The organism is Bacteroides sp. AM07-18 (genome assembly GCF_003602695.1).
GTDB classification, from domain to species: domain Bacteria; phylum Bacteroidota; class Bacteroidia; order Bacteroidales; family Bacteroidaceae; genus Bacteroides; species Bacteroides uniformis.
On the sequence record NZ_QTLM01000002.1, the window covers coordinates 203,226 to 214,906 of the forward strand.

At 48.0% G+C, this 11,681-nt stretch carries 15 protein-coding genes and 1 tRNA gene; 9 read left to right on the forward strand and 7 right to left on the reverse strand.

The genetic code is table 11. The features are described 5' to 3' along the window. The first annotated feature begins 5 nt into the window (after positions 1-5). The 4 genes from DW096_RS04320 to DW096_RS04335 all read left to right on the forward strand — a co-directional run bounded on the left by DW096_RS04320 (position 6) and on the right by DW096_RS04335 (position 2,084). Complete coding sequence (locus tag DW096_RS04320; RefSeq protein WP_034523121.1) at positions 6-215, forward strand: hypothetical protein; 210 nt, start codon at positions 6-8, stop codon at positions 213-215. A gap of 20 nt (positions 216-235) precedes the next feature. Beyond that, the gene (locus tag DW096_RS04325) at positions 236-526 is read left to right on the forward strand and encodes a transcriptional regulator (RefSeq protein WP_005835827.1); all 291 of its coding nucleotides are present in this window, start codon (positions 236-238) and stop codon (positions 524-526) included. 65 nt (positions 527-591) lie between these two features. Next, the gene (locus tag DW096_RS04330) at positions 592-1,371 is read left to right on the forward strand and encodes a hypothetical protein (RefSeq protein ID WP_016273217.1); all 780 of its coding nucleotides are present in this window, start codon (positions 592-594) and stop codon (positions 1,369-1,371) included. 134 nt (positions 1,372-1,505) lie between these two features. Continuing rightward, positions 1,506-2,084 (forward strand): nucleosidase, encoded by a 579-nt coding sequence (locus DW096_RS04335; protein ID WP_057281767.1) that lies wholly within the window; start codon positions 1,506-1,508, stop codon positions 2,082-2,084. 109 nt (positions 2,085-2,193) lie between these two features. On the opposite strand, the gene DW096_RS04340 is transcribed toward DW096_RS04335, so the two are convergent. Continuing rightward, positions 2,194-2,553, reverse strand: a complete 360-nt coding sequence (locus tag DW096_RS04340) for a YbaN family protein (protein WP_055288563.1) — start codon at positions 2,551-2,553, stop codon at positions 2,194-2,196. A 35-nt stretch (positions 2,554-2,588) separates the two neighbouring features. On the opposite strand from DW096_RS04340, the gene DW096_RS04345 reads away from it, so the two are divergent. The 4 genes from DW096_RS04345 to DW096_RS04360 all read left to right on the forward strand — a co-directional run bounded on the left by DW096_RS04345 (position 2,589) and on the right by DW096_RS04360 (position 5,279). After that, positions 2,589-3,461 carry a pyridoxamine kinase gene (locus DW096_RS04345; RefSeq protein ID WP_005826422.1) on the forward strand — a complete coding sequence of 291 codons (873 nt, stop codon included), beginning with the start codon at positions 2,589-2,591 and terminating at the stop codon, positions 3,459-3,461. 14 nt (positions 3,462-3,475) lie between these two features. Further along, complete coding sequence (locus tag DW096_RS04350) at positions 3,476-4,309, forward strand: phosphodiester glycosidase family protein (RefSeq protein WP_044468344.1); 834 nt, start codon at positions 3,476-3,478, stop codon at positions 4,307-4,309. A 105-nt stretch (positions 4,310-4,414) separates the two neighbouring features. Then, complete coding sequence (queD, locus tag DW096_RS04355; protein ID WP_005826426.1) at positions 4,415-4,747, forward strand: 6-carboxytetrahydropterin synthase QueD; 333 nt, start codon at positions 4,415-4,417, stop codon at positions 4,745-4,747. After that, positions 4,734-5,279, forward strand: coding sequence for a radical SAM protein (locus DW096_RS04360; protein ID WP_009036617.1), 546 nt, complete (start codon positions 4,734-4,736; stop codon positions 5,277-5,279). Before queD ends, DW096_RS04360 begins: the two co-directional genes overlap by 14 nt. A gap of 57 nt (positions 5,280-5,336) precedes the next feature. Here DW096_RS04360 and DW096_RS04365 read toward each other — a convergent pair. The 6 genes from DW096_RS04365 to DW096_RS04390 all read right to left on the reverse strand — a co-directional run bounded on the left by DW096_RS04365 (position 5,337) and on the right by DW096_RS04390 (position 11,339). Next, positions 5,337-5,409: transfer RNA gene (locus tag DW096_RS04365), tRNA-Trp, on the reverse strand. A gap of 75 nt (positions 5,410-5,484) precedes the next feature. Next, on the reverse strand, positions 5,485-6,060 hold the full coding sequence (locus DW096_RS04370; RefSeq protein WP_009036618.1) for a uracil-DNA glycosylase family protein: 576 nt from the start codon (positions 6,058-6,060) through the stop codon (positions 5,485-5,487). A 54-nt stretch (positions 6,061-6,114) separates the two neighbouring features. Further along, positions 6,115-8,211: a KamA family radical SAM protein gene (locus DW096_RS04375; protein ID WP_057281769.1), complete on the reverse strand. Its 2,097-nt coding sequence runs from the start codon at positions 8,209-8,211 to the stop codon at positions 6,115-6,117. Between the two features lie 162 nt (positions 8,212-8,373). Continuing rightward, positions 8,374-9,000, reverse strand: coding sequence for a hypothetical protein (locus tag DW096_RS04380; protein WP_005826441.1), 627 nt, complete (start codon positions 8,998-9,000; stop codon positions 8,374-8,376). Between the two features lie 86 nt (positions 9,001-9,086). Beyond that, positions 9,087-10,475, reverse strand: coding sequence for a sodium:alanine symporter family protein (locus tag DW096_RS04385; protein ID WP_005835842.1), 1,389 nt, complete (start codon positions 10,473-10,475; stop codon positions 9,087-9,089). A 222-nt stretch (positions 10,476-10,697) separates the two neighbouring features. Further along, on the reverse strand, positions 10,698-11,339 hold the full coding sequence (locus tag DW096_RS04390; protein ID WP_118930931.1) for a helix-turn-helix domain-containing protein: 642 nt from the start codon (positions 11,337-11,339) through the stop codon (positions 10,698-10,700). A 149-nt stretch (positions 11,340-11,488) separates the two neighbouring features. On the opposite strand from DW096_RS04390, the gene DW096_RS04395 reads away from it, so the two are divergent. Further along, positions 11,489-11,665 (forward strand): histone H1, encoded by a 177-nt coding sequence (locus tag DW096_RS04395; protein ID WP_005826447.1) that lies wholly within the window; start codon positions 11,489-11,491, stop codon positions 11,663-11,665. The last annotated feature ends 16 nt before the right edge of the window (positions 11,666-11,681 follow it).

Below are 11,681 nucleotides of genomic sequence, written 5' to 3' on the forward strand. Positions count from 1 at the left end.
ATAAGATGAAGACAATAAATAATGTTTTGGACAGATTTCTGCTCTCCTGGAAATTTATGGTATGGATGATTGTTTTGCTATTCATTTTATTTCCGGTTGCAATAAAAGAAGTTCAATGGGAATCTGTTGGAAATATGGTATTCTATACGTTGGGACATGCTTTTATTGGGGCTTCCTTTGTTGGGAATATCTCTCTATGCATTGTTGAAAAATAAATGGAAGAATAAAATTTGATATGTTTAAAGAACTGAACCCTTTGCTCCACAGTGAACTGCGGCTTGCGGTGATGTCGTTGCTCATCAGTGTTGAGGAAGCGGATTTTGTCTATATCCGCCAACAAACGAAAGCTACGGCAGGAAACCTCAGTGTGCAGTTGGATAAGCTCAGCAAGGCGGGTTATGTGGAGATAACAAAAACTTTTAAAGGAAAAATGCCTTGTACACTTTGTAGGATTACTCCGCAGGGAGTGGATGCCTTTGAAGAATATATAGAGGCGTTGAAATCTTATCTGGTGGGAAAATTATGATTTTCCTGAGAATTTGATGGGATTGATGGAAAATGGCAGTGTCTGATTAAAAACAATGAGAAATTATGAAAAGGAGTATTGTTTTATTTGTCCTCTTGTCTGCATTTGTAGTAGGCGTATGTATGGTCAATGCGGCTTGTGGAGCCTCATTGTCAAGAACTGAATCTGATGATGTACTGGACGGCATTCAGAAAAAAATTGAACTGGCTATGAACAATTGCTTTGTTCAAAATACTGCAGCTCCGCTCGATAGTCTGTTTACAAAGCTGAACAAACTTGAAGATGGGAATGGTATGGTTCCGTATTGGAAGGCTTATATTACCTACTATAAAAGTGTTTTCTATTTGAAACTTGGAAAGAAGGAAGATAGTGGGAAAGTGATAAAGGAAGCCTCCGCTATTTTGAATGATATAGGGAACAAAACTTCTGAAACCTATGCCTTATTAGCGCTTGTGCAGAGTTTTTCCATTCAGTTTGCTTCGGGTATGGAGGCAGGAAGAATATCTGCTGGCATTCGGGAAAATGCTGGGAAGGCTTTGGAACTGGACTCTACCAATGTAAGAGGTTGGTATGTATTGGGCAGTAACGATTATTACACTCCGGCTAGTTTCGGTGGCGGGAAGAAGGTGGAATATTATTTGAAGAAAGCTACTTCATCTCCTGACAAGAATACAGATGATTCCAGCCTGCCTACCTGGGGAAGAGAATACGCCTATGCTCTCTTGATTCAATACTATATGCAGAACGATAGGACGGATGAGGCCAAAAATTGTTTGCTGATGGCAGAGAAGGAGTATCCGGACAGTTATTTTATCGGCGAATATAAAAGGAAACTGGACGAATAATTTATCATTCTTCTGGAACCACTGTGCATTTAATTGCCTCAAAGGTAGGAATCTTCAAAAAAAGGTTTCTACCTTTGTCTTTTCTTCAAGGAGTAATTTTTTGAATAGGTAGGAACTACAAACAATGAATTGATATGAGAATCTTGGTTACTTATGCCGTACAAGGCGAATTTACTGAATTGAAATTTCCCGGACTGATAGGGGAGGAAGAGGTGCAGGTTGGCTATCTCCGTACCGGTGTGGGAAAGGTGAAATCGGCTTTTTATCTTTCTGAAGCGATAAGCCATGCGCAACCGGACTTGGTGGTCAATGTGGGTACGGCAGGGACTATCCGTCACCAGGTAGGAGATATTTTCGTATGCCGTCATTTTGTGGACCGTGATATGCAGAAGCTGGTGGAGCTTAGTATGGAGTATGAGATTGATTCAATGGATTTGTTGTCCCAAAAAGGATATTGTTTACACTGGCCGGCAGGCGGTGTATGCAATACGGGGGATACTTTCTTGACAGAACTCTCGGATGTGTCCGGTGATGTTGTGGATATGGAAGCCTATGCCCAGGCTTTGGTATGCCGTGCCAAGAATGTTCCTTTCATTTCGGTGAAGTACGTGACGGATATTATCGGGCAGAACTCCGTGAAACATTGGGAAGACAAGCTTGCCGATGCTCGGAAGGGGTTGGGAGAATTCTTCGAAAAATTGGGAGGAGTTTGATTAATGTGCTAATATGCCAATGTGCTAATTGGCTGCGCTATGTGTATATTAGACTCTCACACCGCAGGTCATTGGCACATTAGCACATTAACCACATTAGCACATTCATTTATCTCAACGTCTTGAATGACAGTATATGCCAAGTCACCCCCACAGCGACAAGGAACAATACTATCTTTATTTCTGTTAGTGGAATCAAGAAGAAGATGCAGTAAACCATTGTTCCCCACATCAGCAGTAGGGAGATGATTTTGGCACGTAGAGGGATGGCTTTGTTCTCGCGGAAGCTGCGGATGTAGGGACCGAGGCATTTGTGGTTCAGCAACCATTGGTACAGTCTGGGTGAGCCTCTGAAGTAGAGTGCTGCCGTGAGCAGCAGGAAAGGCGTGGTGGGCAGCAACGGCAGGAAGATGCCGATGATGCCGAGTGCCAAAGAAACTGTTCCCAAAATGATGCAGACGGTTTTCATGCGGCAAATGTAGGAAAAATAATAATATAGATAATATGTATGCGAATAAAGTAAAGAAGGTTGTTGCCGTCCACGACTTGTCGGGAGTCGGACGGGTGTCTCTGACGGTGGTCATTCCCATCCTTTCGTCTATGGGTTTCCAGGTGTGTCCGTTGCCTACAGCCGTATTGTCGAGCCATACCCAGTATCCGGAATTCTCTTTTCTGGACTTGACGGATGAAATGCCGAAGATTATTTCCGAGTGGAAGAAGCTGGAAGTACAGTTTGATGCCTTTTATACCGGCTATCTGGGTTCTCCGCGGCAGATACATATTGTTTCTGACTTTATTGATGACTTCCGCCGACCGGACGGTCTGGTTGTGGTAGACCCGGTGTTGGGTGATAACGGACGGCTTTATGCGAACTTCCACGAGTCCATGATTGATGAAATGAAACATCTCATCACCAAGGCCGATGTCGTTACCCCCAATCTGACGGAGCTGTTCTATCTGCTGGGTATTCCTTATAAGGAGATGAATACGGATGAGGAATTGAAGTCATACCTTCGCCAGCTTTCCGATTGTGGTCCCGAAGTGGTGATTATTACCAGTGTGCCCGTACGGGATGATAAGCATAAGACGTCCGTGTATGCCTATAACCGGAACGGTAACCGCTACTGGAAGGTTACGTGTCCTTACCTGCCGGCCCATTATCCCGGAACGGGGGATACGTTTACCAGTGTCATCACCGGGGCACTGTTGCAAGGCGACAGTTTGCCCATTGCCCTGGACCGTGCCACGCAGTTCATTCTGCAAGGTATCCGTGCTACTTTCGGATACGAGTACGACAACCGTGAAGGTATACAGCTTGAAAAGGTGTTGCATAATCTCGACATGCCGATTCAAATCTGCAGCTATGAATTAATTTAAACCAATCTCATCTTATGAAAAAGAAAATATTCTTGGCAGTGTTTCTCTGTTGCGGCATGTTTGCAGCAATGGCGCAGACTGCTGCCGACTCTCTTGCCATCGTTTCTGCCGATTGGCAGACTGAGCCCCTGCAGAAAGGGATGCTTTATAAAAAGGCAGTATTCAGTTCTTTGTATGGAGTTCCTCAGGAAGTGTCTATTTTTGAAATATCCCCGAAGCGCTACCGTTTCGATGTGCTCGTCCACAATCCCAAGGAGGAGACCAGTATAGCCGCCCGGCATGCAGGTGCGGTGGCGGCCATCAATGGCTCCTATTTTGATATGAAAGCCGGAAATTCCGTCTGCTATCTGCGTAAGGACGGGGTGGTGATAGATACTACCTCTACCGGAGTTCTGGCAACAGTGTCCAATGGAGCTGTACTCATAAAGAAAGGCAGGCTGGAACTGATTCCCTGGAGCAAGCAGGATGAAAAGGCATGTACTTTGAAAAAAGGCACTGTGCTGGCTTCCGGTCCTTTGATGCTGAAGGACGGGCAAGTGTGCGACTTGTCCGGGACTAATCGGAATTTTGTAGATACCAAGCATCCTCGCAGTGCTGTGGCGCTGACAAGAGAAGGAAAAATCCTGCTTATTGTTGTTGACGGACGTCGGAAGGGAAAAGCGGAAGGTATCAATATACCCGAGCTTGCCCATATGATTCGTATATTGGGCGGGGAGGATGCGTTGAATCTGGACGGTGGCGGTTCTTCTACGCTGTGGAGTGGGGCGTTGCCGGATAAGGGAATAGCCAATACCCCGAGTGGCAGTGCAGAGCGTAAGGTTGCCAATTCTCTTTGTGTGTACGAATAAGATAGGGAAGTAAATGGATAAATCTTAAGTTTTTTGTAATTTTGCCGTCGCATCGAGGTGACATTAGATGCGGCAACTTATTATATTAATTAGCGTATTAACAATATGTACACAGTCATCAAACGTATGGAAGTGTCGGCTGCCCATAGCCTGAAACTTTCTTATCGCAGTAAGTGTGAGAATCTGCACGGTCACAACTGGATTATCACTGTCTATTGCCGTTCCAAAGAGCTGAATGCGGACGGAATGGTGGTAGACTTCAGTCACATCAAGCAGGTGGTAAAGGAACAGCTGGATCATCATAATCTTAATGAAGTGCTGTCCTTCAATCCCACAGCCGAGAACATAGCCCGTTGGATATGCGACCAGATACCCACTTGCTTCAAGGTAGAGGTGCAGGAGTCGGAATCAAACATTGCCGTCTATGAGGAAGATTAATGAGATATTCTACAGTTTGCAGGGAGAAGGATACCATACGGGTACCCCGGCTGTCTTTATCCGTTTTTCCGGTTGCAACCTGAAGTGCCCCTTCTGTGATACGCAGCATGAGGACGGCATACTGATGTCCGATGAAGATATCGTAACAGAAGTCAGTAAATACCCTGCCGCTACCGTGATACTGACCGGTGGAGAACCCTCCCTTTGGATTGACCGTGAATTTGTGGATTGTCTGCACCAGGCGGGAAAGTATGTCTGCATTGAAACAAACGGTACCCGTCCGCTGCCGGATAATATAGATTGGGTGACCTGCTCTCCCAAGCAGGGGGTAAAGCTGGAAATTACGCGTATGAATGAAGTGAAGGTGGTGTATGAAGGGCAGGATATTACTGTTTATGAGCAGTTGCCCGCCGGGCATTTCTTTCTTCAGCCTTGCTCTTGCAGCAATACGGCCGAAACGGTGGATTGCGTGATGAAGCATCCTAAGTGGAGACTTAGTTTGCAGACACATAAGCTGATAGATATCCGGTAGGCATTTATAAAACGAATAATGGCTGTAAGCAATGCTTACAGCCATTATTCGTTCATGCACGGGAGGAGAGGCTCGAACTCCCGACACCCGGTTTTGGAGACCGGTGCTCTACCAACTGAGCTACTCCCGTGTTTGCGGCTGCAAAGGTAATGCAAACTTTCAAATATGCAAGTAACAGACGTACTTATTTTATAAAGAAAGTTGCTTACAACATCTGTAAGTCCTGATACATAATGCGATACGCTGCTGCTTTTTTTTCCAGTGCCAGCGGGTAGGCTCTTGAGGAAGAAGGCATCCGGTAGAGGCGCATCGGATGGTTTTCGAAAAGAAACTCCGTGAAGTCGCCTACTTTGGGCTTGTCGATGGAAAACTGCGTGCACAGCGTGTCCGTTGCCTTCTCGCCGGTGGTGACGATAGCCTTGCATTGCGGTATCCGGTGCAGTAGGGCAGGAATGTCCGTAGGCTGCACTACTTCCAGAAACTTGTCCGAGGCATTGTCCTGCAGGCGCCGGATGGCAGAGGCTGTGTCGAACAAGGCAATACCCTTTTCCTGCAGGAAACTGATGAGGCGTTCTTTGCAGAAAGCCTTCTTCGTCTTGTCTACAAAATAATCCTTGTCATTGAAGAAAAGGAACCCGGTAATCCTCCACATGTCATTGTTCCAGTTGGGGTAGTAAAACTCCATGGACCACCGCTTTTTCTGCGGAGGAAAGCTTCCCAGCATCAGTAGACGGGCGTTGCCGGGAAGGAAGGGTTCTAAAGGGTGTTGTTCTATTTCCATACTTTCCAATTTCATTGTTCTGCCTGCAAAAGTACGGAATATATCTTGGATATGCTATCCTGCAATGTCCTGATTGCTCATTCTGTCGGTGATTTGGAAGGGGAAATCAGGATATTCGTAGAGGCTGAACCGGGATTCCGTCTTGCCTTCCGTATAGTTCCAGATGGTGGCATATTCTTCGGCGTCTTCTCCCATGGCTTGCAGCTGACGGAGGTAGGAGGCTATGGACTTGTTTTCTACGATATATATTTGTCCCAGCCGGTCTATTATAGGGCTGTGGCGCCGGGTGCCGTCATGGTCGAAACGCAGGATGCGCTTGCCTTCGGGAGTGATGCCTACCATGTTGAAGGTCATGCTCTTGCCGATGGCGGGCAGGTTGAGCACATTGCGGTCGGTGGCGAGGAAAGGCAGGTGGTGCGTTTTCAGGAAACGCCGGATGCAGGCTGCCGGGTCATGGACGGTTCCAAGCAGTACGGACAGATTATGGGCATCTTCCTTGGTCAGCTTCCCGAAGCACTTTTCTTCCCGTTGCTCTTGTACGGAACGGCTGTTGGGGGTAAACACGGCATTGTTTTCTTCAAAACCTTTCACGGAGAAGGTGTAGTAGCAAACCACTCCCAACTGATTGAGCACTTGGCGCAGGCGGGTGGTATGCCCTCGGCGGGATGCAGCTACGTTGTATACCAGTTGGTTATCAATGAGCCAGCCTGCCGCCAGCAGTTTGCGTATTCCTTCGGCAGCTTCCGGAGTGACTTCGAGCGGGGTTTGGAAATGTGTCTGGATAATGAACTGGCGGATGCCGATGGTAGACGCCTTTTCCTTGAATTCCCTTAGAATCTCCACCAGCCCGTCATTGATGCGCATGGGCAGGTAGGCGGGGAGGCGTGAGCCGAGGCGTACACGTTGCAGCTCTGCATACTTTTCTCCCTCGGGCCGTTCCTGATTGGCTTTCCGCTTGCGGACTGCCATGCGGTAGACGGCGTCTAATATGTTGCCCAGCGTCTTGTTTTGGCTCATCAGTGCGTCACCGCCGGTGATGAGAATGTCCCGCAGTTGCGTGTCTTCCTCAAAATAGGCCATCAGCCGGCGCAGCTTCTTTTCCCATGTCTCCTTGGGACGCAGGGTGTCAAACTCAAAATTGAGCCGTTTGCTTTGAAAGTCGTACATACGCTGACAAGATGCGCAGAGTCCTCCGCAGGCGCGTCCCATGGTGTCGGGGATGAGGATGGCCACTTCCGGATAACGGCGGTGGATGTTATGCCCGTCGGGCAGCAGCCAGCCGGCGGCGTTGGGTTTACCTGGTTCTACGATATCCTCCCGTTCCCAGGCACGTATCTGTCCGTAGGTTTCCACCAGTTGGGGTGAATAGAGTATATAGCTGCGCAGGGCCTCGTCGTCGTATCCGCTGCCGGTGCAGTTCAGCAGTGACAGATAATAGGGGGTGGCGAAGAAAGGCATTCCCTTCTTGCGGGCTTTTGAGAGCAGGTACATGGTTTTGGCAGAAAGGGAGTTGCCGAGAAGACGGTTTAGCTCCGTAGGGCTTTTGACGGCCATGGCAAGATGGAAACGGAAGTCATTCCACCATTCGCTGACGAGGTTGAACTTCTCCTCGTAGCTGAGTCCCTCTTCGAAATGGAAGCGGGAAGCCGGGTTCTTGCGGTGCTCAATCTTCTGCACCAGTGCATGCAGGATGCGTTCCTTGTTCTTTGCACGGATATGCTGCACGTCTTCATCCAGTCCGCTGGGCCAGCGTTCGGTCAGGGTTTTGATTTTCTGTGCGGAGGGCAGGGTGGGGGCTGGCTGGTGGAGGCGTTTGAACTGCTGGAACAAGTCGATGAACAGGTCCGTTTCCGTTTCCTCTTCCCATTGTCCTGTGAGGAAGGAATGCAGCATTGATAAAGTTGATATGGGCAGCTGTTCTCCGATGGAGAGCTCGTGTACTTCCTGCCCGTCAAATTCAATCAAGAGTCGAATTTGCTTACCGGCCTCGTTGTCCACTTCCGGATGTCCGGCAATGTACTCCGTCAGGTTGGCCTTGAAGGCTTCCGCATCGTCGCTTTGAACGGCGATGCTGACCAATTCAGGGAGTTCGTGCCGATAAAGTTGTTCCAGTTGTGATAGAGTGAGTGCAAGCATTTTCTTTTGTTTCATAAGCGGTTGTTTTTTTGAAGTTAATATTTATGATGGTTGACGCGGGGTGCGTCCTTGTGTTCCGTGAGGGGAAAATGATTTCATTTGCTAAAAATAACAAAAAAAGCGGGAAATTTCTTTCCCGCCTTCTTGTTTCTAAAGTTCTTTAGAATTCTTTTTCTTTTATTTCTCTTCGTTGGCTTTCTGTTTCGGTTCCTTTTTGGCCAGCATCACTACGTTGTAAACGTACTCGGTCATCCATTGTTCCGAATATCCCAGACGCTCTTTGTACTGGCGTACTGCCGCTGCCGTCTTGTGTACATCGTCCTTTTTCCATACGGTTTTTGTACAGACGTCGTGTACGGTTTTTTCGGTCATGCTGCGCAGTGCTCCCTTGAAGATGGAAGGCATGCGGAATTTCCACTGCATCAGGTTTCCCATCAGCATCATCAAGTCATTGGAGAAGCCTTGATACATAAAGAGATAACCTTGTACGTCGTTCTGCGTACGGCAGTGCTTCTTGACGGAAGTATCAATTTCCTTGAAGAAGTTTTCACTGATGCCGTAGTCCTGCATCAGCATCTTGCGCGAAGCGGCCTTTTCCGCTTGTCCCAGGCGGCCTCCCTGCGTGGGGATTTTGAACAGACGCTTGAAGTTGGCTACATCCGGCACAAAGCGGATATTGGTGATGCCCAGGTTGGCGGCTATTACAGACTGGAAGTAGACGCGTGTCAGTGACACGAAGTCTTCCACATTCTTCGAAGATACTTCTCCGGTATTCTTGTTGAATAGTTTGGCAAATAAACTCATATCAAATTACGAATTACTGATTACAAATTACAAGACCGCAGGTCATCCGGCGGTTCCGGCTGCAAAAGTACGAAATAAGTTGGTTATCACCAGCACTCTATGTCTTTTTCTACCTCTTTCAGGCGGTTCTTGGTGAAAACGGGGTCTTTGATACCGGCGCTTTTCTGTGCGCGGTAGTCTTCAAGCAGCCTGAAAGCGTATTTTCCGAGCAGGCTGATGGCGATAAGATTGCAGAGCGCCATGAGTCCCATAGTGACGTCGGCAAGGCTCCATGCCAGGTCGAAGGTGGCAACAGCACCGAACATGACCATGCCGCCCACCAGTATACGGTAGATGTTGAGCACCCATTTACGGTGGGTAAGGTAGCGCACATTGGCTTCTCCGTAATAATAATTTCCCAGAATGCTGCTGAATGCGAAGAAGAACAAGGCTACCGCAACGAAGATGGCTCCCGAAGGTCCTATCTCGTTGGTCAGTGCATGCTGGGTAAGCTGTACGCCGTTTGTGGAACCATCCAGTGGAGCACCGCTGAACAGAATGATGAAAGCGGTGCAGGTACATATAATCAGCGTATCGGTAAATACTCCCAGCGTCTGAATCAAGCCTTGCTTCACGGGGTGGCTGACGTGTGCGGTTGCCGCCACATTGGGGGCGGACCCCATACCGGCCTCGTTGCTGAACAGCCCGCGTTTGATGCCCTGCATCAGCGCCATGCCGACACCCCCTCCCAAAGCCTGCTCCCATCCGAAGGCGTGGCCGACAATGAGTGCCAGGACTCCCGGCAGCTCTTTGATGTTCAACAGAACGATGATAAGTGCCAGTGCAATGTATCCCAACGCCATGATGGGGACGATGATGCTGCTGACTTTGGCTATGCGCTGTACGCCTCCAAAGATGATTGTCAGCGTGAGTGCGGTGATGATCCCTCCCACAACGGCATGGTCGAACCCGAAAGCGCCTTCGAAAGCGGCACACAGTGTATTGCTCTGTACCGAGTTGAATGCAAATCCGAAGGTAATGGTGATAAGTACGGCAAACAGTGCCCCCATCCACGGCTGTTTCAGTCCCTTACGCATATAGTAGGCCGGGCCGCCGATAAAGGAGTCTTTGCCCTTTATCTTATACAATTGGGCCAGTGTAGATTCTACAAACGAGCTGGAAGCACCCAGGAGGGCAATCACCCACATCCAGAATACAGCGCCCGGACCGCCTACTGCAATGGCGGTGGCAACCCCTGCAAGATTGCCCGTACCTACACGGCTGGCAATGGAGATGGCAAATGCCTGGAACGATGAGATATGCTTTTCCTTGGCATCGCCTTTCCCGCCCGAGTCGCCCAGCAGACGTACCATTTCCTTTATCATCCGGAACTGTACAAAGCGGGTTCTCAGCGTAAACCATACGGCGCATCCCAACAGTAGGGCAACGAGGATGTAGGTCCAGAGCAGGTCGTTTATCAGATTTATTATTCCCATAATGTATATGTACAGTTATCTATTTGTAGTAAAAAAAACTCACACAAAACAAGTGCTACCCTCTGTCGTTATCTAAGGTGGTCTCTGTCGTTACTTTAGGCTGCCTCTGTCGTTAACTGAGATAGACTCCTTGCAAGTTGATGATAATCAACGTGATATGAACTCGTGTGCTGCAATTTGTACCATGGACAAATCTGGACAAACTTGACGGAATCTCCTTGCCTATTTCAGCCTGAAGTGAAATTTGTGTCCTTCAAACACCGGTTCCACTATGTCATAACGAACAAACTTTGCCAGCAGATGTTCGGCGGTGCGTCGGGAAAGATGCGCCAGGCGGCAGTAACGGTTCAGTGAAAGGCGGTCGTTTTCTTCCAGCAGATTGAGCAACAGTTGTTCCCGTTCGGTATATTCTATCAGTTCTCCTTTCGGACTTCCGCTTTGCTGCCAGACGCGCAGATGGACGGGAGTAGCCAGGATGTTTTCATCCTTGATGCGGAGATAGGCCAAGTATTTTCCTGTTTCGTCCTTGGCATATACCGGCTTCCGGTCACTTTCCTCGATTTGTACCACCAGCACACTGCGGCCTTCCACCAGATAGGTCTGCATGGTGTAGTTCACTTCGGGGCTGCAATAAAGTCCGGCAGCCGCTTCTATCATATATTGTTCTTCGTCCGAACGGACACCGGCAATTTTCCCGTTATCTTTCACTCCGATGAGCAGTTTTCCACCGTCTGTATTGGCAAAGGCTGAAAGGGTTTTGGCTATCTTGCGGGCGTCGGATATTTCGAACTTGAAATCCTGCTGTTGGTGCTCTCCTTCGGCTATGAGAGCGTGTATATATTCGGTGTCAGTAAGCGTTTTCATGCTTGCAAAAGTAGATAAAAAACGCGTAAGAGCCCCTTTTTGCGGCGATTTTACCGAATATTTCAAAAAAAATATCGTTTTTCTGCATTTATTTCAAGAAAGAATGTATTTTTGCCAGACATTATTAACGAAGTAATTTAAAAAGGATTATGAAAGAATTAGTTGAAAAAGTAGCTGCATTGTATGCAGACTTCTCAAAAGATGCAAACGCTCAGTTGGAAAACGGTAACAAGGCAGCAGGAACTCGCGCTCGTAAGGCTTCTTTGGAAATCGAAAAAGCTATGAAGGAATTCCGCAAAGCATCTTTGGAAGCTTCTAAGAAGTAAGAAAAAAAGCATATTT

What these genes read in the sequence shown, in the direction of transcription:
- DW096_RS04345 (WP_005826422.1), top strand. Translation starts at nt 2,589, where the DNA reads ATGTATGCGAATAAAGTAAAGAAGGTTGTTGCCGTCCACGACTTGTCG.
- DW096_RS04375 (WP_057281769.1), bottom strand. Translation starts at nt 8,211, where the DNA reads ATGAAACAAAAGAAAATGCTTGCACTCACTCTATCACAACTGGAACAA.
- DW096_RS04390 (WP_118930931.1), bottom strand. Translation starts at nt 11,339, where the DNA reads ATGAAAACGCTTACTGACACCGAATATATACACGCTCTCATAGCCGAA.
- DW096_RS04335 (WP_057281767.1), top strand. Translation starts at nt 1,506, where the DNA reads ATGAGAATCTTGGTTACTTATGCCGTACAAGGCGAATTTACTGAATTG.
- DW096_RS04385 (WP_005835842.1), bottom strand. Translation starts at nt 10,475, where the DNA reads ATGGGAATAATAAATCTGATAAACGACCTGCTCTGGACCTACATCCTC.
- DW096_RS04395 (WP_005826447.1), top strand. Translation starts at nt 11,489, where the DNA reads ATGAAAGAATTAGTTGAAAAAGTAGCTGCATTGTATGCAGACTTCTCA.
- DW096_RS04370 (WP_009036618.1), bottom strand. Translation starts at nt 6,060, where the DNA reads ATGGAAATAGAACAACACCCTTTAGAACCCTTCCTTCCCGGCAACGCC.
- DW096_RS04340 (WP_055288563.1), bottom strand. Translation starts at nt 2,553, where the DNA reads ATGAAAACCGTCTGCATCATTTTGGGAACAGTTTCTTTGGCACTCGGC.
- DW096_RS04360 (WP_009036617.1), top strand. Translation starts at nt 4,734, where the DNA reads ATGAGGAAGATTAATGAGATATTCTACAGTTTGCAGGGAGAAGGATAC.
- DW096_RS04380 (WP_005826441.1), bottom strand. Translation starts at nt 9,000, where the DNA reads ATGAGTTTATTTGCCAAACTATTCAACAAGAATACCGGAGAAGTATCT.
- DW096_RS04325 (WP_005835827.1), top strand. Translation starts at nt 236, where the DNA reads ATGTTTAAAGAACTGAACCCTTTGCTCCACAGTGAACTGCGGCTTGCG.
- DW096_RS04330 (WP_016273217.1), top strand. Translation starts at nt 592, where the DNA reads ATGAAAAGGAGTATTGTTTTATTTGTCCTCTTGTCTGCATTTGTAGTA.
- DW096_RS04350 (WP_044468344.1), top strand. Translation starts at nt 3,476, where the DNA reads ATGAAAAAGAAAATATTCTTGGCAGTGTTTCTCTGTTGCGGCATGTTT.
- queD (WP_005826426.1), top strand. Translation starts at nt 4,415, where the DNA reads ATGTACACAGTCATCAAACGTATGGAAGTGTCGGCTGCCCATAGCCTG.
- DW096_RS04320 (WP_034523121.1), top strand. Translation starts at nt 6, where the DNA reads ATGAAGACAATAAATAATGTTTTGGACAGATTTCTGCTCTCCTGGAAA.